The organism is Tumebacillus permanentifrigoris (assembly GCF_003148565.1).
In the GTDB taxonomy this organism is placed as follows: Bacteria; Bacillota; Bacilli; order Tumebacillales; family Tumebacillaceae; genus Tumebacillus; species Tumebacillus permanentifrigoris.
Window position 1 is genome coordinate 23,456 of the sequence record NZ_QGGL01000010.1, and the last position, 23,491, is coordinate 46,946.

The 23,491-nt window shown below is 56.2% G+C and carries 27 protein-coding genes; 26 read left to right on the forward strand and 1 reads right to left on the reverse strand.

What is annotated here, in order from left to right:
* Positions 1-211: 211 nt before the first annotated feature.
* Together C7459_RS12440 and C7459_RS12445 are read left to right on the forward strand one after the other, a co-directional pair.
* Positions 212-1,090 (forward strand): multinuclear nonheme iron-dependent oxidase, encoded by an 879-nt coding sequence (locus C7459_RS12440; protein WP_109689634.1) that lies wholly within the window; start codon positions 212-214, stop codon positions 1,088-1,090.
* Positions 1,087-1,785, forward strand: a complete 699-nt coding sequence (locus tag C7459_RS12445; RefSeq protein ID WP_109689635.1) for a hypothetical protein — start codon at positions 1,087-1,089, stop codon at positions 1,783-1,785. The genes C7459_RS12440 and C7459_RS12445 overlap by 4 nt, the downstream gene beginning before the upstream one ends.
* Before the next feature lie 106 nt (positions 1,786-1,891).
* Here C7459_RS12445 and fliD read toward each other — a convergent pair whose 3' ends face one another.
* Positions 1,892-3,136: a flagellar filament capping protein FliD gene (fliD, locus tag C7459_RS12450; protein WP_109689636.1), complete on the reverse strand. Its 1,245-nt coding sequence runs from the start codon at positions 3,134-3,136 to the stop codon at positions 1,892-1,894.
* A 206-nt stretch (positions 3,137-3,342) separates the two neighbouring features.
* Here fliD and spoIIIAA point away from each other — a divergent pair, with 206 nt between their 5' ends.
* The 24 genes from spoIIIAA to C7459_RS12570 all read left to right on the forward strand — a co-directional run bounded on the left by spoIIIAA (position 3,343) and on the right by C7459_RS12570 (position 23,478).
* Positions 3,343-4,368, forward strand: a complete 1,026-nt coding sequence (spoIIIAA, locus tag C7459_RS12455; protein WP_109689637.1) for a stage III sporulation protein AA — start codon at positions 3,343-3,345, stop codon at positions 4,366-4,368.
* Positions 4,361-4,879 (forward strand): stage III sporulation protein SpoIIIAB, encoded by a 519-nt coding sequence (gene spoIIIAB, locus C7459_RS12460; RefSeq protein WP_109689638.1) that lies wholly within the window; start codon positions 4,361-4,363, stop codon positions 4,877-4,879. The genes spoIIIAA and spoIIIAB overlap by 8 nt, the downstream gene beginning before the upstream one ends.
* 20 nt (positions 4,880-4,899) lie before the next feature.
* A complete protein-coding gene (spoIIIAC, locus tag C7459_RS12465) occupies positions 4,900-5,103 on the forward strand; it encodes a stage III sporulation protein AC (protein ID WP_109689639.1) in 204 nt (67 codons plus the stop codon).
* A gap of 30 nt (positions 5,104-5,133) precedes the next feature.
* Positions 5,134-5,523, forward strand: a complete 390-nt coding sequence (spoIIIAD, locus tag C7459_RS12470; protein WP_109689640.1) for a stage III sporulation protein AD — start codon at positions 5,134-5,136, stop codon at positions 5,521-5,523.
* 30 nt (positions 5,524-5,553) lie between these two features.
* Positions 5,554-6,837, forward strand: a complete 1,284-nt coding sequence (gene spoIIIAE, locus C7459_RS12475; RefSeq protein WP_245884518.1) for a stage III sporulation protein AE — start codon at positions 5,554-5,556, stop codon at positions 6,835-6,837.
* Positions 6,838-6,844: 7 nt separating this feature from the next.
* Complete coding sequence (gene spoIIIAF, locus C7459_RS12480; protein WP_109689641.1) at positions 6,845-7,504, forward strand: stage III sporulation protein AF; 660 nt, start codon at positions 6,845-6,847, stop codon at positions 7,502-7,504.
* A 16-nt stretch (positions 7,505-7,520) separates the two neighbouring features.
* Positions 7,521-8,102 carry a stage III sporulation protein AG gene (spoIIIAG, locus tag C7459_RS12485; RefSeq protein ID WP_109689642.1) on the forward strand — a complete coding sequence of 194 codons (582 nt, stop codon included), beginning with the start codon at positions 7,521-7,523 and terminating at the stop codon, positions 8,100-8,102.
* Positions 8,103-8,140: 38 nt separating this feature from the next.
* Complete coding sequence (locus C7459_RS12490; protein WP_109689643.1) at positions 8,141-8,680, forward strand: SpoIIIAH-like family protein; 540 nt, start codon at positions 8,141-8,143, stop codon at positions 8,678-8,680.
* A 189-nt stretch (positions 8,681-8,869) separates the two neighbouring features.
* Positions 8,870-9,385 (forward strand): acetyl-CoA carboxylase biotin carboxyl carrier protein, encoded by a 516-nt coding sequence (accB, locus tag C7459_RS12495; protein WP_109689644.1) that lies wholly within the window; start codon positions 8,870-8,872, stop codon positions 9,383-9,385.
* A gap of 19 nt (positions 9,386-9,404) precedes the next feature.
* A complete protein-coding gene (accC, locus tag C7459_RS12500) occupies positions 9,405-10,748 on the forward strand; it encodes an acetyl-CoA carboxylase biotin carboxylase subunit (RefSeq protein ID WP_109689645.1) in 1,344 nt (447 codons plus the stop codon).
* 69 nt (positions 10,749-10,817) lie between these two features.
* A complete protein-coding gene (locus C7459_RS12505; protein ID WP_245884533.1) occupies positions 10,818-11,237 on the forward strand; it encodes an Asp23/Gls24 family envelope stress response protein in 420 nt (139 codons plus the stop codon).
* Positions 11,238-11,308: 71 nt separating this feature from the next.
* Positions 11,309-11,848, forward strand: a complete 540-nt coding sequence (gene amaP, locus C7459_RS12510; RefSeq protein ID WP_109689647.1) for an alkaline shock response membrane anchor protein AmaP — start codon at positions 11,309-11,311, stop codon at positions 11,846-11,848.
* Between the two features lie 3 nt (positions 11,849-11,851).
* Positions 11,852-12,079: a DUF2273 domain-containing protein gene (locus C7459_RS12515; RefSeq protein ID WP_109689648.1), complete on the forward strand. Its 228-nt coding sequence runs from the start codon at positions 11,852-11,854 to the stop codon at positions 12,077-12,079.
* A gap of 86 nt (positions 12,080-12,165) precedes the next feature.
* Positions 12,166-12,588 carry a transcription antitermination factor NusB gene (gene nusB / locus C7459_RS12520; RefSeq protein WP_109689649.1) on the forward strand — a complete coding sequence of 141 codons (423 nt, stop codon included), beginning with the start codon at positions 12,166-12,168 and terminating at the stop codon, positions 12,586-12,588.
* Complete coding sequence (locus C7459_RS12525; RefSeq protein ID WP_109689650.1) at positions 12,588-13,547, forward strand: Kae1-like domain-containing protein; 960 nt, start codon at positions 12,588-12,590, stop codon at positions 13,545-13,547. The genes nusB and C7459_RS12525 overlap by 1 nt, the downstream gene beginning before the upstream one ends.
* 87 nt (positions 13,548-13,634) lie before the next feature.
* Positions 13,635-14,645, forward strand: a complete 1,011-nt coding sequence (locus C7459_RS12530; RefSeq protein WP_109689651.1) for an NAD(P)/FAD-dependent oxidoreductase — start codon at positions 13,635-13,637, stop codon at positions 14,643-14,645.
* A gap of 126 nt (positions 14,646-14,771) precedes the next feature.
* The gene (gene xseA / locus C7459_RS12535; protein WP_245884535.1) at positions 14,772-16,109 is read left to right on the forward strand and encodes an exodeoxyribonuclease VII large subunit; all 1,338 of its coding nucleotides are present in this window, start codon (positions 14,772-14,774) and stop codon (positions 16,107-16,109) included.
* Positions 16,093-16,344, forward strand: coding sequence for an exodeoxyribonuclease VII small subunit (gene xseB, locus C7459_RS12540; protein WP_109689653.1), 252 nt, complete (start codon positions 16,093-16,095; stop codon positions 16,342-16,344). Before xseA ends, xseB begins: the two co-directional genes overlap by 17 nt.
* Positions 16,345-16,348: 4 nt before the next feature.
* Positions 16,349-17,245: a polyprenyl synthetase family protein gene (locus C7459_RS12545; protein ID WP_109689654.1), complete on the forward strand. Its 897-nt coding sequence runs from the start codon at positions 16,349-16,351 to the stop codon at positions 17,243-17,245.
* A gap of 158 nt (positions 17,246-17,403) precedes the next feature.
* On the forward strand, positions 17,404-18,624 hold the full coding sequence (locus C7459_RS12550) for an ATP-grasp domain-containing protein (RefSeq protein ID WP_109689655.1): 1,221 nt from the start codon (positions 17,404-17,406) through the stop codon (positions 18,622-18,624).
* Between the two features lie 10 nt (positions 18,625-18,634).
* Complete coding sequence (locus C7459_RS12555; protein ID WP_109689656.1) at positions 18,635-19,678, forward strand: YheC/YheD family endospore coat-associated protein; 1,044 nt, start codon at positions 18,635-18,637, stop codon at positions 19,676-19,678.
* A 142-nt stretch (positions 19,679-19,820) separates the two neighbouring features.
* The gene (locus C7459_RS12560; RefSeq protein ID WP_109689657.1) at positions 19,821-22,028 is read left to right on the forward strand and encodes an ATP-binding protein; all 2,208 of its coding nucleotides are present in this window, start codon (positions 19,821-19,823) and stop codon (positions 22,026-22,028) included.
* A 3-nt stretch (positions 22,029-22,031) separates the two neighbouring features.
* Entirely contained in the window at positions 22,032-22,607 is a 576-nt protein-coding gene (locus C7459_RS12565; RefSeq protein WP_109689658.1) for a Pvc16 family protein, read from the forward strand.
* Between the two features lie 19 nt (positions 22,608-22,626).
* Positions 22,627-23,478, forward strand: coding sequence for a hypothetical protein (locus C7459_RS12570; RefSeq protein WP_109689659.1), 852 nt, complete (start codon positions 22,627-22,629; stop codon positions 23,476-23,478).
* Positions 23,479-23,491: the final 13 nt, after the last annotated feature.

The window sequence follows — 23,491 nt, forward strand, 5'->3', positions numbered from 1 at the left end:
GGTGATTAGAATGTCCGTTGAACAACTCCGCAACCTCGCAACCGAGGAAGAAATCCAGTTCGAAGAAATCGATGTAGTAGAAGCAAACAACTCCAAGTACGCGGCTGCCTAATGGCGGTTAGGTGTCTCAAATGATTCACGTGAGGAAGTTTGTTGCGGCCTTCGAGCCTCGACAACTTCCTCATTCTTATATAGAAGGGGGTACATCTCAATGACGTTTGATCCTAAAACGTTTGATTTCAAGCAACTGCCCAAAATGGGGCTGGGGGTAGGACTCGATATCCACGATACCCAACCGAACATCCCAAACGTACTCCGCTTGAACAACGGCCACTTCGACTACCTTGAGTTTTACACCAGCAACCGCACCAGCATGACCGACCATGTCAAGCAGATGGTCGACAGCAACCTGCCCTTGCTCTACCACAATGAAATTCTCGACGTCTGCTGTCCGATCGACGGCTTGGAAGAGGCGCAGAGCATGGTCGTTGAGTATGTCAAAGTCCTGAATGCCAAGTGGTGCATCGAGGAAGCTGCGTTCCGCTCTGTCGGCGACAAGCGCTGTGACTTCATGATCCCGGCCCTGTTAACCGAGGAATCGCTGAAGACGACCATCGAAAACCTCCAGTTTATCCAGTCACACTTTCCATGTCCGGTGTTTCTGGAAAACCCGCCGTTCCAATTCGTCTACGGCGGTATCCACATCGTGGACTTCATGTCGCGACTTGCCCAAGAGCTCGACACGGCGTTCGTGCTCGATCTCGGCCACCTCTGGTCCTATCAAGTGGCTGCCGGTTTGCCGTGGGATGCGAACCTCGACAACTTGGCGTCCGACCGCATCATCGAGATCCACGTGGCGGGCGGTACATGGATGGAGAAAAACGGGGTCCAAGCCTACATCGACTCACATGGTCACGATAACGGTGTGATCTTCGAAGAGACCTACCGCTACCTCGACTACATGCTCCCACGCACGAAGAACTTAAAAGGCGTCACCTACGAAGCGGAAGGCACACCCGATGATGTGCTTTTGCAAAACCTCGTCGATCTACGGGCGCGTTGCCAGTCGTTCTTGGAGGTGAAGGCATGAGTCTCGAACAACAAATCCACCTGACGTACCACGTCTGCTACTCGTCCTACCTGCGCGAACAGATTCGCCAAGGCAAGACCGACGCGTTCCCTTACCCGATCACCGAAGTGGAACTAGGCCTGCTGGAGCAGACCAACCTCGACCGCCTCGAGATGATCGGGGATAACCACACCTTGCAGATGGTGAAAAAGTGGCGGGATCGCCTCTTCCCGCTCACCATCTCCCAGTTGCTTACCACGCGTTCGTTACAGGAGCTGGTGGACGACTACCTCGCATACAGCCGCATGACACCCGTCGGCCCACGCATGGATGTGGACATCTCTCCGGCACGTTTTGCTCAATATGTCCTGAAGCGTGAGGGGGCTGACCCGATTCTTTGCGAGCTGTTCATCCACGAACTGCTCGCAGCCGCGATCTCGGGCACGCAAAAAGAGCTGCAGTACGCCCCGGTTGAGTTGGAGTACGGGGCGTTGCAGGACAAGGTCTTCATCAAGGCATACACCGTGAACGTGAACAAAGGCAAGGACTTGCTGGAGCAGGTAGCAGGGGAGCAGCCAACCTACATGCTTTATTTAAATCTTGGGGGCAAAGCATTGAAGACTCCGTTACGGGAGACGTTCGCCCGCAACTTCATTGACGCAGGCCATCGCTACGAACCGGAAGAACTCTATGCGATGCTGACCCAGAAAAAGTAATCGTGCGTAGAAAAAAGAACCCATAAGATACAATGGGTTCTTTTTTACTGTCTACCGTAAGGGGATTGTTGGGCTGCTCTGAGGAAACGAAAAAGGAAGCAGTGCGTCAAGCCAACAAGTTCATAAAGTTCCCTTGGTTCATGCTGGAAAACTGGAAGTTCATCATGTTTTGATAGCGGCTGTACTCATCTACATGGACAGAGTCTGTTGGTCGCGCACTTTCAAAATACTGTGCCATCTGAGAGGCGCTCGTCTTCTGGGCTTGCACACCAACGCGTGCGATCAGTCCTCTAGGTCCAGTCAGGGCGTTTTGAACTTGGTCGAAGTGTGTACTGGCTGCCTTGGTCAGCACCGCCTCATCGACTCGAAGCGTATGATCCGCGTTGACCGTGATCCCGATTTTACTCAGGTCGGCACGGGTGGACTGTTGCGTCAGTTCGTTGTGCCATTTTTTGTTGATCGCAAAACCGGAGTTGCTTTTTAACGTTGTCAGCGTCTCGTTGTACGCCTTCACGAACTCTTTTACCCCGCTGGTAACGGCCTGCGTGTCCGATTTTACACGCAGCGTCTCCAGCTTCGCGGTTGCACCCTTTAAGGAAAGCGCAACTTTGCCATCGTCGAGTGTTACTTCATTGCTTTGGCTCGTGTAGGATTTTCCGTTCACTGAATACTCTGCGTTTTTTGCAGTTGTAGACACCGTGTTGGCTCCAGTGGCAGCTGCTAGATTGCCTGAGGTGTCGGTCAACTTGAATCCGGCATCTGTGCCCGTCTTCGCAGAGGTAACGACGAGCCGAGTCTGTGTGGTGCCGTCGCTTTGCTTTGCCGTCACCGCTTGCGCTTTGACGCCGAGGTTGGAACTGTTGATCGCACCCGCCATGTTTTTCAATACGGTTTCGTTGCTTTCACCAGACTTCACATTGACGGAGACGTTCACACTTTTCCCATCGGAGAGAGCGAGCTTCATCGAATGCGTTCCGTTGCTGAACGCTCCCGTCCCGTTCGATTGAAACAATCCGCCGGTGTTTTGCTGCGCGGTGGCGATCTGCTTGACTCCGACTTGATAGGAGGCGATCGACGCTCCTTGTTTCGCCGTTGCGCTGAAGAATTTCGAGTCCCCGGTATCGACTGCACGCTTGTTCAGCACGTTGTCGGTTTTGTCGGTCAGATTCCCCACGACTTTGCTCAGCGACGTGAAACTTTGGAAGACGCTCGACATCGCTTTGCTGTAGTTTTTCTGGAATGGATCGAAGGATGTCGTGGGGAGCGTCGGCTTCGTCGTGCGTGTGTACGGGGAAGCGGCCCAGTTCGTGCTGTACGGGTTCGTAGACGAGTTGATGCGGTAGCTGTTCATTTGCTATCACCCCTTTGAATTAAAAGTTTATTTTATTATATCACCTTGTTTAAATAAAATCTTTCGACTAAAGTCCTATGTCTCTAGCAAAGCCTGTGCAACCTATAAAACTTTTTCCTAGTGTTTCTTCACACAAGTTGGTATAACTGCACATCCTGTCCCATACACATGAAATAACCAAACGGGAACAGGGAGGTGGAGACACGATGATCGTACACAACCGGCCGCAAACGTCGCTCGACATCGATCCCGTCCTGCGGGATCAAATCGCGCCGGTGCTTCCTCAGCGCCTTCGCCAAGCGATCCTCTCGTTACCAGAAGAGGTTCGCCACCAACTGGAGGAGGTTCGCATCCGGCTCGGACGACCGCTGCAAGTCTACTATGGGGGACGAGAGGCGTTTGTCACGCTTGCCGGGTTGACTTCTCCCCGCGTGGAGGACGGGCACCTCGTCACGGACGAGGACATCGCCCAAACGCTCAATTTGATGACCAATTCGTCGCTGTACGCACTCGAGGAGGAGCTCAAGCGCGGCTACCTCACCATCCCCGGCGGGCACCGTGTCGGTCTCGCGGGACGAGCACTGCTGGATGGAACTGGACAGCTCCGGGGCTTGAAGGAAATTACCACCTTCAACCTCCGCATCGCTCGTGACGTTCGTCACGCGGCGGAGCAGATCCGCCACTTGCTGATCGACTCCGCCGCCTACCGTCTGCACAACACGTTGCTGATCTCACCGCCCCAATGCGGCAAGACCACGCTGTTGCGCGACCTCGCCCGACACCTCTCCACTGGCACGTTGCACGCCAAACTGCCGCCGTTGAAAGTCGGCATCGTGGACGAGCGTTCTGAGATCGCTGCCAGTTGGCGCGGAATTCCGCAACACGATCTCGGGCCGCGCACCGATGTGTTGGACGCCTGTCCGAAAGCCGAGGGCATGCAGATGCTGATCCGCTCGATGTCGCCCAACGTCCTCGTCACCGACGAGATCGGACGGCCTGAGGATGGAGCAGCCCTGCTGGAAGCGATTCACGCCGGGGTTCATGTCGTCACCACCGCACATGGCTTCGGGATGCATGAAGTTCGCAACCGCCCGGTGTTGCGCCAACTGTTCGAGCAAGGCGCGTTCACCCGCTACATCGTGCTCTCCCGTCGTCGAGGGCCCTGCACGATCGAAGGCGTGTACGACCGCCGTGGCGAGCGTGTTCAGACGGGGAGTGAGGATCATGATTAAACTCCTCGGCGGCGTGTTGGTGCTCGCGGCCTCGACGATGGCTGGCTTTCGCATCGCGAACCGCTATGGCGACCGCCCCAAGCAGTTGCGACATTTCGTCAGCGCTTTGAAAGTGCTGGAGACCGAGATCTTCTACGCAGCCACACCGCTGCCGGAAGCCTGCCAGCGCATCGCTTCGCGCATGCCCGCTCCGGTCGGAGAGTTTTTTCAAAAAATCTCTGACAAGCTCCGCGACGGGCGCGGGCTGACTGGCGATGGTGCCTGGCAGGAAGCGCTCAGCGAGATGCGCGGGAAGTTGATCCTGAAAGAGACCGACCGCGATGTGCTCCGTCAATTCGGACGGACGCTCGGCGTCTCAGATCGCGCCGACCAGATCAAGCACATCCACCTCGGCGTCGCACACTTGACGGCGGAGGAGGCCGGCGCCCGCGATGACCAAGCCCGCAACGAAAAAATGTGGCGGTACCTCGGCGCACTGCTCGGGCTCGCCGTCTTGATCCTGTTGTATTGAGTGGGGGGAAACGAACGATCATGGGCACCGAGATCAATGAAATTTTCTTTATCGCTGGCGTGGGCATCCTCACGGCTGTGATCCACACCGTCTTAAAGCAGTCCGGCAAGGAAGAGTTCGCCTCTTGGGCGACCTTGACCGGCTTCATCGTCATCATGTTCACGGTCGTTTCCTACATTGGAGACCTGTTTGACAAAGTCCGCGACGTGTTCCTGTCGCACTAGCGTCCGGGGTAGCAAAGGAGTTCGACGCCTATGGACATCATCCAAATTGCGGGCCTCGGATTGACCGCCACCATGCTGATCGTCGTCATCAAGGGCAAGTCCCCGCAGATTGCGTTTTTGCTGACCGTGCTCGTCGGGGTCTTCATCTTTATCTTCTTGCTCGACAAGATTCAGCTGGTGATATCGCTCTTGGAGCGGCTGTCCGTGCAAGCCGGGGTCGAGATGATTTTTTTACAGACGATCCTGAAAATCATCGGGATCGCTTACATCGCAGAATTCGCGGCCCAAGTCGCCAAGGACACCGGAGAAGGCTCGATCGCTTCCAAGATCGAACTCGCCGGGAAAATTCTGATCTTGGTGTTGGCTCTGCCGATTGTGCAACGCGTGGTGGAAACGGTGTTGAACCTGCTCCCGAATTGACACAGCGGGACATTCCAAGGAGGTGAGGCGATGAGGCTGAATCAAAAACGGACAACCAAGACGCGCTATACCTGGCTCTTCACGTGGCTTGCACTGATGATCGCTGTGAGCGTGGGCAACCTCACCTCCGCCTATGCGGAAGGGACCTCGCCGCCACCTGCGACACAAACCGTGCCCACGACGGCTCAACAGCCGCCGCAGCAAAGTCCGAGTGCAAGTTTGACCGACCCGCTGGTCGAGCAACAACTGAGCCAACTGGACCTGCACGACTTCGATCAATTTATGGACGAGATCGTGCAAGAGTACGGTGACTACCTGCCAGCGGAGGTCAAGGGACATGTAGGCGACCTCGTCCTGCATGGGCATCTCGGCACCGTGTTTCAAGGCTTGCTGACGGGGCTGATCAAATATCTGTTCCACGAGCTGTTTCTCAATTCGCGGCTGCTCGGCACGATTATCGTGCTCGCGGTGTTCGCGGCCATCCTTGAGAACATGCAGACCGCGTTTGAAGGCAACAACGTCTCCAAGATCGCCCATACGATCTGCTTCCTCGTCTTGATGTTGCTCGCCGTGCAATCGTTCGCAGCGGCGACCGGGTATGCCAAGGACGCGATCTCCACGATGGTCGACTTCATGACGGCCACGATTCCGATGTATCTCGCCTTGCTGGCCTCGACAGGCGGTGTGGCGTCGGCGGCGATGATCCATCCGCTGATCGTGTTTTTGATCAACGTGATCGGCGACCTGATCCAGTACGTGATCTTCCCGCTGATCTTCTTCTCCGCCATCCTGAACTTGGTCAGCAAGCTCTCCAGCCGTTACCAAGTCACGCAACTGGCGGGCTTCCTGAAGACCACTGCTGTCTGGATCATGGGTGTGTTCTTCACGATCTTCCTCGGCGTCGTCTCCGTCCAAGGTGCGGCGGGAGCGGTCGCTGACGGGGTCTCGCTGAAGGCTGCCAAGTACGTCTCCAGCAATTTCGTTCCGATCGTCGGCAAGCTGTTCTCCGACGCGGCCGATACGGTCGTCGGGGCCAGCCTGATCGTCAAAAACGCCCTCGGCATCACCGGGGCGGGCGTTCTGCTCCTGCTGGCGGCGTTCCCAGCGATCAAAATTCTCTCGCTGGCGATTGTCTACAACGTCTCGGCGGCGATCATGCAACCGCTGGGCAACTCACCGATCATCGCCTGCCTGTCGACGATCGGCAAGAGTTTGATCCTCGTGTTCGCGGCGCTGGCGACGGTCGGCTTCATGTTCTTCCTCGCGGTCACGGTGATCATCGCGGCCGGCAATCTGTCGGTGATGGTGAGGTGAGTCCACGATGATGACATTTCTAAGCGATTGGTTGCGCGGGTTGATCCTCGTGATCTTTCTCGCCGTGATCCTCGACATGATCTTGCCGAACAACGCCATGCAGCGCTACGCCAAACTGGTGATGGGGCTGTTGATCATCTTGCTGATGCTCAGTCCGATCTTGAAACTTTCTGGGAAATCAATCTACCAGATGGATTTCACGCTGGACTCGTTGCTGACGGGCGGTCAACACAAAGCCAACTTGCCCACGCTTGAGCAGATCAACGCACAGGGCGAGCAGCTCCGCCAGCAAAACCAAGGCCTGACCGCCGAGGCGTGGAAGGCTGGAATCACCCAAAACGTCAAACAGATTGTCGAAGCACAGAAGCCAGGGCTGACCGTGGACCGCGTCGAGGTGACGTACACTCCCAACGAGCAAGGCCAGCCACAGACGCTCGATGCGCTCGCCGTCACGGTGAAAACCCGCCTGGAGGCGGGGAGCGTCCAAGCGGTACCAGACGTTGCGCCGGTTGTGATCGGCAAAAGCACAGACAGCGCGGACAGCCCATCCACTCTCGCACAGGCAGACCGCCGACACGCGGAGACAGCGGCGGCGATCCGCACGCAGATCGCCGCCGAGTACAAACTCACAGCATCGCAAATCCGCGTCGTCTGGCGGGATTCCTGACAGGGGGTGAAGATTCTTGAGCAATTGGAACCACAAATTGCAAGAACTGATGAAAAACAAAGCCACGCTGATTGCGATGGGCGCCATCGGGGTCGTGCTCCTCTTCAACCCCTTCTCGTGGGGGGCGCAGGGGAGCGAACAGCCAGCGGCGGCGCAAAAAGCGACGGAAAGCGTCGTCGTCAACACCGAGCAGCATGAGATGGCCACCTACGAGAAAATGTACGAGGACCGCTTGACAGAAATCCTCGACACCATTCGTGGGGTCAGCGATGCCAAAGTGATGGTGACGATCGATTCTAGCGAAGAGATGGTCTACGCCCAAAACGACCAAGAAAACCGCCAGACCACCAACGAGGTCGACAAAAGCGGGGGAAATCGTTCGGTTACCACCTTTGACAAAAACGGACAGATCGTCATGACCAAGAAAAACGGCACCGACCAACCGGTGCTCGTCAAAACGATAAAACCCCGCGTTCGAGGGGTGGTCGTGGTTGCCAAAGGTGCCGAGGAAGTGAAAATTCAAGCGTTGATCACGGAAGCTGTCCAGCGCTCGCTGGACGTGCCTCCTCATAAAATATCCATCATGCCGAAAAAGTAACGCCCAAAAAACCGAACCTACTAGGAGGATGTTGAACAATGGCTAAACGTCAAACGATCTGGTTGTCTACGATGATGGTGCTCTCCCTGATGCTGATCGGCTTCTACACGGTGAACAACAACGTCAAGGAAGTCTCCACCGATCCGGTCCAACAAGCAGCCGACCCTACATCCGCAGAGAAAGGCAAGGCCGATGCAGCCAAAGGCGGCGACAAAACCGTCATGGAGCCGTCCGACTACTTCATCTCGCACCACCTCGAAGAATCGCAAAAATCGTCTGCCGAAGCCGAGCGTTTGCAAACGGTGATCGCCAACGACAAGACCCCGGCTGATCAAGTGGAAAAAGCAAAAAAAGACCTCGAATCCCTCACCGCCAACCAAGACAAGATCGACAATGCAATCGACAAGATCATGGCAGAAGGATATCCGGATGCAATCGTCGAAGTTAAAGATGACAAAGTGAATGTAACCGTACAATCACACGACCTTGACAAGAAAAAAGTGGTCAAATTGATGGGCATCGTCGCCAAAGAAATGGGCGTGTCCTCCAGCAAAGTTGTGGTCAGCAAACACGAATAAACCCTTGTGGCACAAGAGATCCCGAGCTCTCGGGGTCTCTTGATTTTTATGAGTTCGACCAGGGAGTGACTCTAATTTAGACCGGAAAGTAGAATGAAGGTTTTGGGCTATGGTATACTTGTGGTGGACAGGCAATCTAGGCGAGAAAAACCACCATTACATATTGGCACAGGAGAGTGGCATAGAGTCATGTTCAAATTGAATGAAATTCGTGAATTGATTCGCCTGCTCGATGAAACGAGCATTTCGGAGTTCAACTATGAACTCGACGGCGCAAAACTCTTGATCAAGAAGGACGCCGTAGGCGCTACTGTCGTAACACCGCAAGTGATCCATGCAGCACCAGCACCGGTCGCAGCACCGGTTGCAGCTCCGGCTCTAGTCGCAGCACCGGCACCGACCGCAGCACCTGTCGTAGAAGCACCAGCTGCCGCAGCACCGGTTGCGAAAGTAGAAGACAAAAACCTGCACAAAATCGTCTCCCCGATGGTCGGTACGTTCTACAAAGCACCGGCACCGGACGTAGATGCGTATGTCAAAGCAGGGGCACGCGTAGACGAGAAGTCGATCGTCTGCATCGTAGAAGCAATGAAATTGATGAACGAGATCGAGGCGGACGTAAAAGGCGAAATCGTCGAAGTGCTCGTCGAAAACGGTCAGCTGGTGGAATACGGTCAACCGTTGTTCCTCGTCAAACTCGACTAAGAAACAGGGGGATGACACCATGTTCCACAAAGTATTAGTGGCTAACCGCGGCGAGATCGCCGTTCGCGTCATCCGAGCATGCCGTGAACTCGGCATCCCGTCGGTGGCAATTTATTCAGAGGCTGACCGCGAGGCTCTGCATGTCCAACTCGCGGACGAAGCCTACTGTGTGGGTCCGACCCTGTCGCGCGATTCGTACTTGAACATCAAGAACATCCTGTCCCTCGCGACTGCAATCGGGGTCGATGCGATCCACCCAGGCTATGGCTTCTTGGCGGAAAATGCCGACTTTGCCGAGTTCTGCAAAGCTTGCGGCATCACCTTCATCGGTCCGGATTCCTCCGCGATTGAGAAGATGGGTGACAAAGCGTCTGCCAAAGACACGATGAAAGCAGCAAACGTTCCATGCGTTCCAGGCACCGAGGGCCTCGTCGAAGATATGGACGAAGCGTTGCGCATTGCGGATGAAATCGGATATCCGATCATCATCAAAGCGACCGCAGGCGGTGGCGGCAAAGGCATCCGAATCGCACAGGACCGCGACGAACTCGCGCGTCTGGTCACGATGGCCCAAACCGAAGCACAGACCGCGTTTGGCAACGCGGGGGTCTATCTCGAAAAGTACATCACCGAGATGCGCCACGTGGAGATCCAAGTCATGGGTGACAAGCACGGCAACGCGATCTACCTCGGCGAGCGCGACTGTTCGATCCAGCGCCGCCTGCAAAAGCTGATCGAGGAGGCACCGTCCCCGGCTCTGACGCCGGAGAAGCGCCAAGCGATGGGCGAAGCAGCGGTAGCGGCGGCGAAAGCGGTCAATTACTCGGGTGCTGGCACGATCGAGTTCATCTACGACATCGAGGGCAACTTCTACTTCATGGAGATGAACACCCGTATCCAAGTTGAGCACCCGGTCACAGAAATGATCACCGGCATCGACTTGATCAAGGAACAGATCCGTGTGGCTGCAGGCTACCCGCTCTCGATCACCCAGGAGGAAGTCGTCCTCGAAGGTTGGTCGATCGAATGCCGCGTCAATGCCGAAGATCCAGAGAAAAACTTCATGCCGTGCCCGGGCAAGATCACCCGCTACCGTGTACCAGGCGGTTACGGGGTTCGCGTCGATTCGGCGGCCTTTGAAGGCTATACGGTCAACCCGTTCTATGACTCGATGATCGCCAAGCTGATCGTTTGGGCACCGACTCGTGAAGAAGCGATTCTTCGGATGCACCGTGCGTTGAGCGAGTTCACCATCGAGGGGATCAAAACCACGATTCCGTTCCATCTGAAGGTGCTACGCCACGAGAAATTCATCGAGGGCGATATCACCACGAAATTCCTCGAAATGTATCCTTTGTCATAAAACAGCCAGAAGACTATACTTATATAGTAATGCATGGGACAAGACGAGGGAGGGAACTCACCAGTGACGATGAACACAGAATTCAGTTCCACAGATATGGGGAACATTCGCATTGCGAACGAAGTCATTGAGATTATCGCAGGTCTTGCTGCAACCGAAGTCGTCGGCGTAGCCGGCATGTCGGGTGGCGTAGCAGGCGGCATCGCCGAATTGTTGGGTCGCAAGAACCTCAGCAAGGGTGTCAAAGTGGAAGTCGGACAAAAGCAGTGCGCGGTCGACGTGTCGATCGTAGCTGATTACGGTGTTCGCATCCCGGAAGTGGCAGGCGAGATCCAAGACAACGTGAAGCGTGCGATTGAAAGCATGACCGGTCTCGAAGTGATCGAAGTCAACGTCCACGTGTTGGGCGTGACCTTCAACAAGCCAGTCGTTGAAGAAGTCATCAAAGACGAGGAATTGCAACAGCCCCCGAATCATCGTGTCCTGTAGTGCGTTTTGACTTGGGAGAACCCCCCTGTAATTCAGGGGGGTTATCTTCCATTGGAGAGGAGGACAAGCCTATGAAAATCTTCCCGCGTATTTTGCTTTGGCTGTTTGCACTTGGCATTGCTGCTGTGTCGGTGCTCGGCCTGTTGGACTATGCAGGTTTGTACCGGGTACGCACGTTGGAATTGAATGATCAGGCCGCTGTGGTCGCTGTGATCGCGATCCTGTTCTCGCTGTATTTCCTGTTTGCTCGCACGGGTCAACGCCCGGCGCGGGAACCTGAGACGGTCACACATCGCTTGGAAAATGGGGATGTGAAGATCTCGTATGAGACGATCGAACAACTCGTCGGTCGTGCCGCCTCGACGATTCGTGGCGTACAGAACCAGACGACCCGTGTTCGCACGACAGAGAATGGTCTGCTCAAGATCATGATCCGCTACTCGATTGAAGTGGATCTCGACATCCCGAAAACCACAGCAGACCTACAGGAAGCGGTCAAAACCTACATCGTGACCACGACGGGCATCAAAGTCGATTCTGTCACCGTCTACGTGACGGAGCTGGCTGTAAAGCCGGACGTCGTGCAAGTGACGAAGAGACGGGTGGAGTAGGAGATGGACAAGCTGATCCAGTCTGCACAATTCCTCCTCGAGAACAAGCGCTTTTTGGGACTGGCTGTAGGATTTGTGTTCGGGTTGTTGTACCTGATCTTTGGCTTCCTGCAGACGGTTGCATTTGGCTTGTTCCTCATCGTCGGGTACTTCGTGGGCAAGATGTTGGATGATCGCGAAGACTGGCGAGATGTACTGGACCGCATCGTGCCGCCGAAACACCGTGAGTAACCACCTTTCTAGGTGGTTTCCTTTTTGCCATTCGGGTACACTAAGAGATACAGAGACGCATGTGACACACATAAGGAGTGCAAGAGATGAGCCGCAGAACTTCCAGAGAATTTGCGTTGCAAGGACTTTTCCAGATCGACGTCGTCAGCGCCGACGTGCAAGATGCGATCTCCCATGTGTTAGATCAAGAAGGGGCTGAGGTGGACCCGTTGTTCGTCCGCGACCTCGTGTCTGGCACTGTCTCGCACCAAGCGATGATCGACGAACTGTTGGCCAAGTATTCGGTTGGCTGGGACCTCAGCCGGATGGCGAATGTTGACCGCAACGTACTGCGTATGGCGGTGTATGAGATGTTGTTCCACGCCGAGACGCCGAGCACCGTCGTGATCAACGAGGCGATTGACCTCGTGAAGGGGTTCTCCACCCCGGAGTCGGGCAAGTTCGTCAACGGAATCCTCGCGAAAATCATGCCGGAGGTCGACACGATTCGGGCGCAGGTGGGTCAGTAATGACCTACGTCTTGGGCATCGACACCAGCAACTACACGACCTCTGTCTGCCTTGTAGACGCACAGGGGAACATCGTGCGGGAAGAACGGCGTCTGTTGCAAGTGGAAGAGGGAGAGCGGGGGCTGCAACAGTCGGCCGCTCTTTTTCAGCATGTACAGAACCTCCCAACCCTGATTGAAAAAATCGGCAAATTGCCTACCGGGCTTGCCGCTGTCTGTGTCTCGACCCGCCCGCGTCGTCGTGATGGGTCCTACATGCCGGTGTTCACCGCAGGCACGGGTCTCGGCCGCAGCCTCGCTGCCACATTTGGCGTGCCGCTCCTCGAAACCTCGCACCAAGAAGGCCACATCGCAGCGGGAGAAGGCAGCACAGAGGTTGTCCCGTCCGAGCACTTCCTCGCCGTCCACATCTCAGGTGGCACGACCGACTTGCTCGACGTGAAACGATTGGCAGATGGCTATGAGATCGAAGAGCTGGGAACCAGCATCGACTTGCATGCGGGCCAGTTTGTCGACCGCATCGGTGTGGCGTTGGGCCTGACATTCCCCGCAGGGCCGCAGTTGGAGCAGTTGGCCCAGCAGTCGACCGATGAGAGTGTGACGCTGCCATCGCCTGTCAACGGTTACAACCTGTCCTTCGCTGGACCTGAGACGGCAGCTTTGCGTCTGATTCAGGCGGGCACTCACCCGGCGGATGTCGCCCGTGCTGTCGAGCGCTGTATCGCGAAGGGCCTCGAGAAGACTTTGCGCAAAGCGGTCGAGGAATTGGGCATCAAGCACCTGCTGATCGTCGGGGGTGTAGCGGCGAACGCTTACATACGCGAACGGCTCAAGCACCGTCTCGAACATCGAGCAGTCAAGGCAAAACTCTACTTCGCACTGCCTCGCTACTCCACCGACAATGCATTTGGCGTGGCGCGGCTGGGATTGACACAACTTCTATATAAAAGGAATTCCTGAGTACCTAACGGACTCAGGAATTTTATTGTATAATCGAGTTTGATATAAGCTCGAAATTGTTTGTATATTAGGAGGCAGTGAGAATTCATGGCAGAAACACAAGCTTTGAAAGTAGATCAAGAAATGTATGATATCACGATCGTTGGCGGCGGCCCGGCTGGGTTGTTCACCGCATTTTACGCAGGCATCCGGGACGCGAAGACGAAAATCATCGACTCGCTGCCGCAACTTGGCGGTCAGTTGGCAGAACTGTATCCGGAAAAGTACATCTACGACGTAGCGGGCTTCCCGAAGGTGCTGGCGCGTGATCTCGTCAACAACCTGAAGGAGCAAGCGTTCCAATACAGCCCGACCGTTTGCCTGAACGAAAAAGTCATCGGCTTGAACAAGCTCGAAGACGGTACGTTTGAACTGACCACCAACAACACGAAGCACTACTCCAAGACGGTGATCATCACCGCAGGCATCGGCGCATTCACCCCGCGTGAACTTCCGGCGGAGAACGCAAGCGACTTCCGCGACAAAGGCATCCACTATTTCATCGACAACCTCCAAGCGCACCAAGGCAAAAAAGCCCTCGTCGTCGGCGGCGGCGATTCTGCGGTCGACTACGCGCTGATGCTGGAAACGGTCTGTGAAAAAGTTACGCTCATCCACCGTCGCGACCAGTTCCGCGCACACGAAGAGTCTGTCAAGAACCTGCAAAAGTCATCCGTTGAAGTCAAAGTCTTTGCCGAACTCAAAGCGGTCCATGGCGAGGGCAAGGTAGAAAAAGCCCTGTTGGTCAACAACAAGGACAAGTCGACCGAAGAGATCGACGTCGACCTGATCATCGGCGCACTCGGCTTCTCGGCATCGCTCGGCCCGGTTCACGAGTGGGGCCTCGAGATCGAGAACAACGCGATCGTCATCAACACCAAGTGTGAAACCAACATCCCAGGCGTCTACGCGGCAGGCGATGTCGTCACCTACCCAGGCAAAGTCAAGCTGATCGCAACTGGCTTCGGGGAAGCACCGACCGCCGTCAACAACGCGAAACTGTTCTATGACCCGAACTCCAAGCTCCACCCAGGCCACAGTTCCTCGCGTGACCACTAGAGCGAAAGTTCACACCCGCGCGGGTGTGAACTTTTTTTTACCTGTGTTAGAATGCTACTATCTGACCCAATTGGCAACGAGAGGACGAGCGTTTTGATACAACCGCGTGAGATCCCGACCGTCAGCATGCTGACGATGAAGATCAAACAGATGTTTGAAACCAATCCTGGCCTGCAAGACTGTTGGGTGCGAGGGGAAATCTCCAACTTCACCCATCACAGCAAGGGCCACATGTATTTTACGCTCAAAGACCCGAATTCACGGGTCAAAGCGATCATGTTTGCCGGCAACAACCGCTACCTGAAATTTATCCCGAAGGAAGGCATGAAAGTGATCGTGCACGGCTACATCTCCGTGTTCGAGCGCGACGGGGCGTACCAGCTGTACGTCGACGACATGCAACCGGAAGGACTAGGTTCGCTGTTTCTCGCGTTGCAACAACTCAAGGAAAAACTCGAACGCGAGGGCTTGTTCGACGCGGCGCACAAAAAACCGCTGCCGAGCTTCCCGCGTGTCGTCGGCGTGATTACCTCGCCGACGGGGGCTGCCGTGCGCGACATCATCACCACGATCCGTCGCCGCTTCCCGGTGGCAAACGTGCTGCTGCACCCGGTCATCGTCCAAGGACCGCAGGCAGCAGCCTCTGTCGCGGACGCGATCCGCGCGATGAACGAATTCGGGGAGATCGATGTGCTGATCGTCGGTCGCGGCGGCGGTTCGTTTGAAGAACTGTGGGCGTTCAACGAGGAGGTCGTCGTGCGCGCCATCCACGCCTCGTCGATTCCGGTCATCTCAGCAGTTGGGCATGAGACGGATACCACGCTCGCCGACTTCGTGGCGGACGTCCGGGCGGCGACTCCGACGGCGGCGGCGGAACTCGCCGTGCCGCACTTGCAGGAGTTGCGTCGTCATGTCGAACAACTGAGCACCCGGATGGAAAAAGCGCTGCAAGGCCGCCTGCGCGAAGGGCGCAACCGTCTGCAGCGCCTCGAAGCATCACCGCTGTTTACGCGTCCAACGCACCAATTGAACCAATGGCGACAAGTGATCGACAACCAAGAAGACCGCTTGCAACTCGCCTTGACCCGACTGGCGAATCAACAGAACCGCCGCCTGTCCCAATTGGAGACGCGCCTGCTTCAGACCAGTCCCGTCGAGCGAGCGAAGCGGTTGGAGCAGCAATTGGTCTATGCGGTGGAGCGCTTGCAGCGCGGGATGGGGCGCACGGTGGAACGCGATGCGAATAAATTTGACCGTTTGCTGGACAAGCTGGATGCCTATAGCCCGCTGAGCGTGATGCGCCGCGGCTATTCGCTTGTCTACACCGCTGATCAAAAACGCCTGATCCGTTCCGTCCAGGACGTGAATCCAAGCGATCAGGTGCTAGTCCGTGTCCGCGATGGTTGGCTGGACTGCCAGGTTTGGGGATTGAAGGAGGAGAACACCGATGACGGAAACGATTGAGCAACCACAACACGAGGAAACCACCTTTGAACAAGCGCTGGAACGCCTCGAACAGATCGTTCGTGCGATGGAAGCAGGCGACCTGCCACTGGAACAAGCGATCGCCGAATTCCAAGAAGGCATGAGCCTCGCGCGCGTCTGTCGCGAGAAGCTGGACCAAGCGGAGCAGAAAATCGAGATGCTGGTCCAAGAAGCAGGCCAGTTGACGAAAAAACCCTTTACGACGGAGGAGTAGTTTCATGGCCTCGACTACGGATCTGCAGACATATATTGAAGAGATGTGCGCCCGCATCGAAGTGACGCTCGATGCGCTCCTACCCATGAAGACACAGAACCCTGGCGTGCTGTATGATTCGATGCGCTACAGCCTCTTCGCCGGCGGCAAGCGCTTGCGCCCGGTGTTGACCCTCGCGACGGTGGAAGCGCTCGGAGGCGATGTCGATGCAGCGCTGCCCGTCGCCTCGACGTTGGAGATGATCCACACCTACTCGCTGATTCACGATGACCTGCCGTGCATGGACGACGACGATCTGCGCCGGGGGATGCCGACCAACCACAAGGTCTATGGCGAAGCGACCGCCTTGCTGGCAGGTGATGCGCTGTTGACGCATGCCTTTCAGGTGTTAGGAACCCTGCAGACGGACGTTGCGGCGCCGACCATGCTCCGCATCATCGGCGAACTCGCCAAAGCAGCCGGAGCGATGGGGATGGTCGCTGGACAGATGGCCGACATGGAGAACGAAGGCAAGCAAGCGAATGCGGAAACGCTCGCTTTTATCCATGCCAACAAGACAGGGGCGTTGCTGACCGCGTCGGTGCGCATCGGTGCGCTGTTTGCAGGCGCGCAGGAAGCGCAGTTGCAGGCGTTGACGACCTATGCCCAGCGCATCGGACTCGCCTTCCAGATCCAAGACGACATCCTCGATGTCGTAGGGGAGACGGAGAAGCTCGGCAAAGTCGTAGGCGCTGATGCAGCGCATGCCAAGTCGACCTATCCCGTGCTCTATGGTCTGGACGAATCGCGGGAGATGGTGCGTCGCCTCACAGACGAAGCCCATCATGCGTTGCAAGCCTCGGATCTGGCGGCGGTGCGTCTGCACCAGATCGCCGATTGGCTCGTCTCACGGGATAAGTAAGGACTCATCATCGTAGGACTAGAAAACGTCACCCCGTTCGTAGCCGGGGTGACGTTTTTTTGTAGGATCATTGGGTCAAAAGGTGCATACCCCCAAGTACAGAAAGCGCGGTTTCTTCATATGGTATGACTACAGGAGATTCGATGAGGTGAAAGCCCGTGAAAACCATTGTGTTTTTAGGTACGAACAAGTCCGGTTCCAGTCGCGAAGCCATTCGTGCGGCGGAGCGCATGGGCTATTACACGGTGCTCCTGACCAATCGTCATGCCATGCTGAACCAGCCTGAGCAGTTCCCTGAAGTCCATCGCATGATTCTTGACAACCTCCGCGACCTACCGCGTCTGCGCCAAAAGTTGCGTCGTCTACAAAACGAACAGGGCTTGCGCATCAGCGCCATCTACTCATGCCTAGATTCGCACGTTCACACGGCCGCTTTGCTTTCCCAAGAATTTTGTGGTACCCCTGTATCGGTTGAGGCGATCCAGCGCATGGAAGACAAGATTTTGACGCGCCAATCCTTGCAAGGGACGCCGTATTCCCCGTATTACGCCGTACACCAGCCGGATGATTCCCTCGATGACATGTCCTGTGTACAGGCTGATACGCTGCCACTCGTCGTCAAATCTCCGAGCTCAGCGGGCTCCAAGGATGTGCTGCTGGCCCAGACTGACGAACAGTTGCGAACACACACGCGCAAGCTACTCGACAAGTACCCGGAGCAACCCGTTTTGTTTGAGGAATTTCTGAAGGGACCTCAGTTTTTGGTTGAGGTGTTGGTCGAGGACGGGAACGTGCACCTCGTCGCAGTGATCCTCCAGGAGATCACCGATACTTCTCCCTACCTCGTGATGGGCTATGCGGTACTCCCGACCATCGGCAGGCAGTTTCTAGCCAAGTTGAGTCAAGCGGTCGAGGACATCATCGAGGCGCTCGGCATGTGGCGGGGAGCATGCCATCTGGAACTGCGGTTGGTGCGCGGGGCGTGGAAATTGATCGAGATCAATCCGCGCATCTCCGGTGGTGCGATGAACCAGATGATCAAGGCGGCCTACGGGATCGATCTCACGGAGCAGACGTTGCGGCTCTGGTTGGGTGAATCGGTGTCGATGTCTCGACTTCATTCGAACGATGTGTTCACGCGTTTTCTGACGGTTGAAAAGTCTGGGGTCTTGAAAAAAGTGACGGGACGCAACAAGGCATGGAGGATGCCCGGCGTCGTCGATGTATTTATCAAACCAATCAAAGGACAGTACGTGACCACGCCTTCCTCGATGGGGCATCGATATGCGTATGTGATGGCAACGGGGCGTTCGGTGGAGGAAGCGCGGTCACAGGCAACAGCGGCGGCCGCGGAAATTCAGTTTCATTTGAGGATGTAAGACAGGCGGGGTGTGGGCATTGACGCTGATCGGGTATTTGCATTTTCGCAAAGACCCGGCAAAGGTCAGCAAGTCCTATCCCTTGGCAGTCGTTGCCAAGGCGGAGGGGGCGGAACTGGTCTATTTTTCGCCAGGCCGGGTCTGCTGGGAAGACGAGACGATTCGAGGGATGTTTTACGAGGCGGGTCGGTGGGTGGAGCGCACCACGCGCTTTCCCGATGTGATCTACAATGAAGGCCAAAAGCTGACCACACAGAATCTGCAAACGGTACAAAAACTTCGTGCCCGCATCCCGTTTACCTCCTATGGTGTGGGTGACAAGATGGTCGTGCACGACAAGATTCTAACCGCCGGGCAGTTCGCTCAGTACGTGATCCCCTCGGTGGAAGTGCGCACGGTGGATGAAGTGTGGGCGCTGTTGGATCGCTATCGTGATTTTGTTCTCAAGCCGATTCGGGGACGGCAGGGAAATGGAGTGCTCTACATCCAACAACTTGTGCCGATGCACTCGTTTTGTTTGCATGAAGGGGCAGACAAGCGACAGGTCGACGCAGAGGAGTTCCGGTCCTTCATCCAAACACGTCTCGCGGGCGAGATTCACCTGATCCAGCGCTATATCAACTGCAAGACGAAAACGGGCGCCGCATATGATTTCCGACTGCATGTGCAAAAAGACGGTGCCGCTCGCTGGGTGGTCGTCTCGATCTATCCGCGCATTGCAGCACCTGGACAGATCGTCTCCAACATCAGCAACGGGGGATACACCAACTACGCGAAGCCGTTTTTGCAACAGGAGTTTGGGGAGCAGTGGTTCGAGATGAAGCGGTACTTGGAGCACTTTTCGCTCGTGCTCGCCAAGCATCTGGACGACATTTATGGCGCATCGTTTGACGAGTTAGGCATCGACGTGGGACTGGATGAGCAGCAAAAACTGTGGCTGTATGAGGTCAACTGGAAGCCAGGGGCTCCCCCTACTTTTTATCTGGAGCTCGATGTCGTGAGGAATACCGTACACTATGCCATGTACCTCGCGGAAAAGCACAAGGTCCGATAAGGGCTTTGTGCTTTTTTATCTAGGAGAGGGTACACTCGTGCTACATAAAAGTTAGAGGCTTATCTAGATATTCGTACCTTCCTTGTGTTATAAAGACTATGTAAGGGTAAGAACGGACGGACTTTACACTGGAGGATGGAACGTGGGGAATGCGAAGGGCTGGAAGCATCTGGTGGATTCGTTGCAATGGCTTGATTTGAAAATTCAGATGCTTTTGAACAAACAACAGCTTGATGCACCGCCACAGGACGATTTTATGGACCCATTTAAGGGGTTGGTCGTGTCGGAGCAGGAAGTGCAGCGGCTGCTGTTGCAGGAGCCCGTGTTGTTGGCCGAACCGGAAGCGGATGTGGAAATGCAGGCGGCGTTGGCGGAATGGGAAGCCCTGTTAGCACGTCAGGTGGCGCAGTGTCGCCTCGAACAAGTTCGCCTGCCATTGCCGCACACTGCGGACGTTTTCGCGCTCACCCCGTTCGAAGCGCGGTGTCTGCTCGCCTGTATGGCGGTGGAGATCGATCGCAAGTACGAGAAGCTGTATGCGTTTTTGCAAGACGATGTGACATGCAAGCATCCGACGGTGGATCTCGTGTTGAAGCTATTGTGCGATACGCCGGCAGAACGGATGGAGGCACGGGTGGCGCTGGGACCGGATGGGAAGCTGATGACCTACTTTTTCAAACCGGAGGAGTCGGCGGCGGCAGGCACCTGGCTTGCGCGTCCGTTGCGCTTGGATGAGCGCCTCGTGCGATTTTTCCTGCACGGGGAAGACTCAGGACGGGTGTTGCCTTGCCTCGACGTATACGGCGCTGATCACGAGTGGCCAGCACTGATCTGGGAACACGAGGTCCAAGACCGGCTCACAGGGGGACTTCCAGACTTTTTTGCGAAAAATGCTGGAGAATCAAGTCGCAATGTTGCGAATCCTCGACAGTGGGTGGTGCGCTTGACGGGCAATCCGGGGTCTGGGAAGTTGTTGCAGGCGGGTCACTTCTGCCGCCGGGTCGGGCGGGCGTTGGTCGTGGTCGATCTGCGGCGGGCTTTGGAAGAGGAGTACGCGGTACATGAGGTTGTTGCGCAGGCGGTGCGCGAGGCGCGGTTGCTGGAGGGGGTGCTGTGTATCCGCCATGTACATCTGCTGTTGGAGGGGGATCTTTCCGACCGACGGATGTATCGGATGCTCGACGCCATCCGCCACGCACCGGGCTTGGTGTTCCTGCTCTCGGAAAAGCCGTGGCGGTCGTCCGACTGGAGCGAATCGCAAGTCGTGCAGTCGATCGACCTGCAGATCCCACCGGATGATCTGCGCCGCACGATCTGGGAACAACTGGCTGCGGGTCGCCCCTTTGACGCTGGAATCGATTGGCAAGCGGTGGCAGGCAAGTTCCGATTCACGATCGGACAGACCCGCCGAGCGCTGGAAGCGGCGGAGCACTTCGCCCGCTGGGATCGCGGTGGCACGGCCAGCATCGACCTCGAAGCGGTACACAAAGCCTGCTACCTGCAAGTCCAACACAAGTTGGAAAAAAAAGCGGTGCGCATCACCCCGCGTCAGGACTTCGACAAACTCGTCCTCCCGCCGGAGCAAAAAGACCTGCTGCGCAACGCTTGTGCCCAGATGAAGTTCCGCACGCAGGTGTACGGCGACTGGGGCTTCGGACGCAAGCTGTCCTATGGCAAAGGCTTGAGCATGTTGTTCGCCGGACCGCCGGGGACGGGCAAGACGATGTCAGCGGAAGTGATCGCGATGGAATTGCAGTTGGAGATTTACAAGATCGATCTCTCGCAGATCATCTCCAAGTACATCGGGGAGACGGAGAAGAATTTGCATGAGATTTTTGCGGAAGCGCAGCTGAGCAGTTCGATCCTCTTTTTCGACGAAGCGGATGCCCTGTTTGGCAAGCGTTCGGAAGTGAAGGACTCGCATGACAAGCATGCCAACGTCGAGACCGCCTATCTGCTGCAAAAAATGGAGGAGTACGAAGGGATCACGATCCTCGCCACCAACTTCCAGCAGAACATCGATGAAGCGTTTATGCGCCGCTTGAACTATGTCGTGCGGTTCCCGTTTCCTGATGCTCAGTACCGCGAGCTGATCTGGCGCACGACGTTCCCACGGGAAACGCCGCTCGGGGACGATGTTGATTTTCCCTACTTGGCCGAAAAGTTTCAACTGGCGGGTGGTTCTATTAAAAACATCGTAATGTCTGCCGCGTTTTTGGCGGTCGAAGCGGGTGAACCCGTGCGGATGCGCCATCTGTTGCGGGCGATCAAGCATGAGTTGGACAAAACGGGCAAGTTGCTTTTGAAAAACGAATTGGAAGACTACTTGCACGAACTGGGGTTGAACTAAGAGATGGCAGAGTACACCGCGATAGCAGATGTTGGACGGACGCTGGTGCACTTGTTGCGGTCGCAGATGACGCCCGACCCCATCCCGTCACCGGAGATGATCGGGTTGGCTTCTCCGGCTGACAAAGGTGACTTGGCGCTCTCCCTGTTCCTCTATGAAGTGCAGCAGAACGGGCTGAACCAGCAACAATATTGGCAGGAGCAAGGCAATGCACAGACAGCCCCACCGATGGCGCTCGACCTGCACTTTTTGCTGACGGCGCATTCCAACGCCGACTTGCAGACGCGGGCGCTGGATGAGCATCGCATCATCGGGCGGGCCTTGCAAGTGCTGTATGACAACCAAAATGTGCGCGGTTCGATGTTGCAAGGGGCGTTGGCCGACAGCAACGAAGAGTTTCGTGTGTTGCTGATGGAACCGCTTTCGTTGCACACGGCGATCACCTTGTTCCCGAACCAACCGTACAAGCTCTCCTACAATTTGATCGCTGGCCCTGTCTACATCGACTCGGGTCGCAACAAGCCGATCCAGCGCGTGCTCGACCGTCAAGACAAATTCAAAGGCATCGAGCAGCCGTAGGGAGAGCGAGGGAACAGGCATGAGCGAGGAAAAACCGAAACGGGCCCCACGCAAAAAAAAGGTCGAACCGGAGGCGGTTGTCACACCTGAAAACGCAGGGTCGGAGATCAACGCAGCTTTTCGGGGCTTGTTGGTCGTTCATCTTGTGGATAGTTTGACGTATGGGCCACCGGGTGCTGGAACGGACGTTGTCGTCCACGTGGAGGGCACGGTGAAAGCACCGCTGCGCAAACCGAACGGGATGGTCGTGTTCACCGACACGCCGGCTGGCGTTCGTCGAGTGACGATTCGCACAGGTCGCTACCATCCGGTGACGTTCGATGTCACACCGGAGGCGCTCGATCCGACCTATCCGGTTGTGCTCGTGCCGTTGGTACCGTTGCCCTCCTATCCGTTTCCAGACGGTGTGACGCTGCTCCGGGCTTCGGTGCGCGACCCAGACGGGCGTCCGCTGGCGGGCGTGCCCGTGCGTGCGGTCGTCATCACCGAGGCGTGTGCCAAAGCACGGCTGGCGCAAGACAGTTCGGAAGGGGCGCAGGAACTCGCGCTGGCTCGTGTGGCAGGACGGTTGATGCCAGGCGAGCGCTTGTGGCTTCCCGGCGAATCCTGTGTCGTGTACGAGGTGGGAAGCACCAACCGTGCCATCCATATCACGGCCCCGCTGCAGAACAGTTTCCCACGCCAGACGCAGCTCTTGCCTTGTGTGGAGACGCAGAGCGACGAGCGTGGGGAAGTGGTGATTCCCTTCGGAAACTGCCGCAGTGCGGCGTTTGACGTACAAGTGCAACTATTGAGTGATGACATGCTATCTAAGGAGGTGAGGATGGAGGAAGGCAAGATGACGAATTTAGGCGTGATCGCGATAACTTGAAACAGAGAGGAGG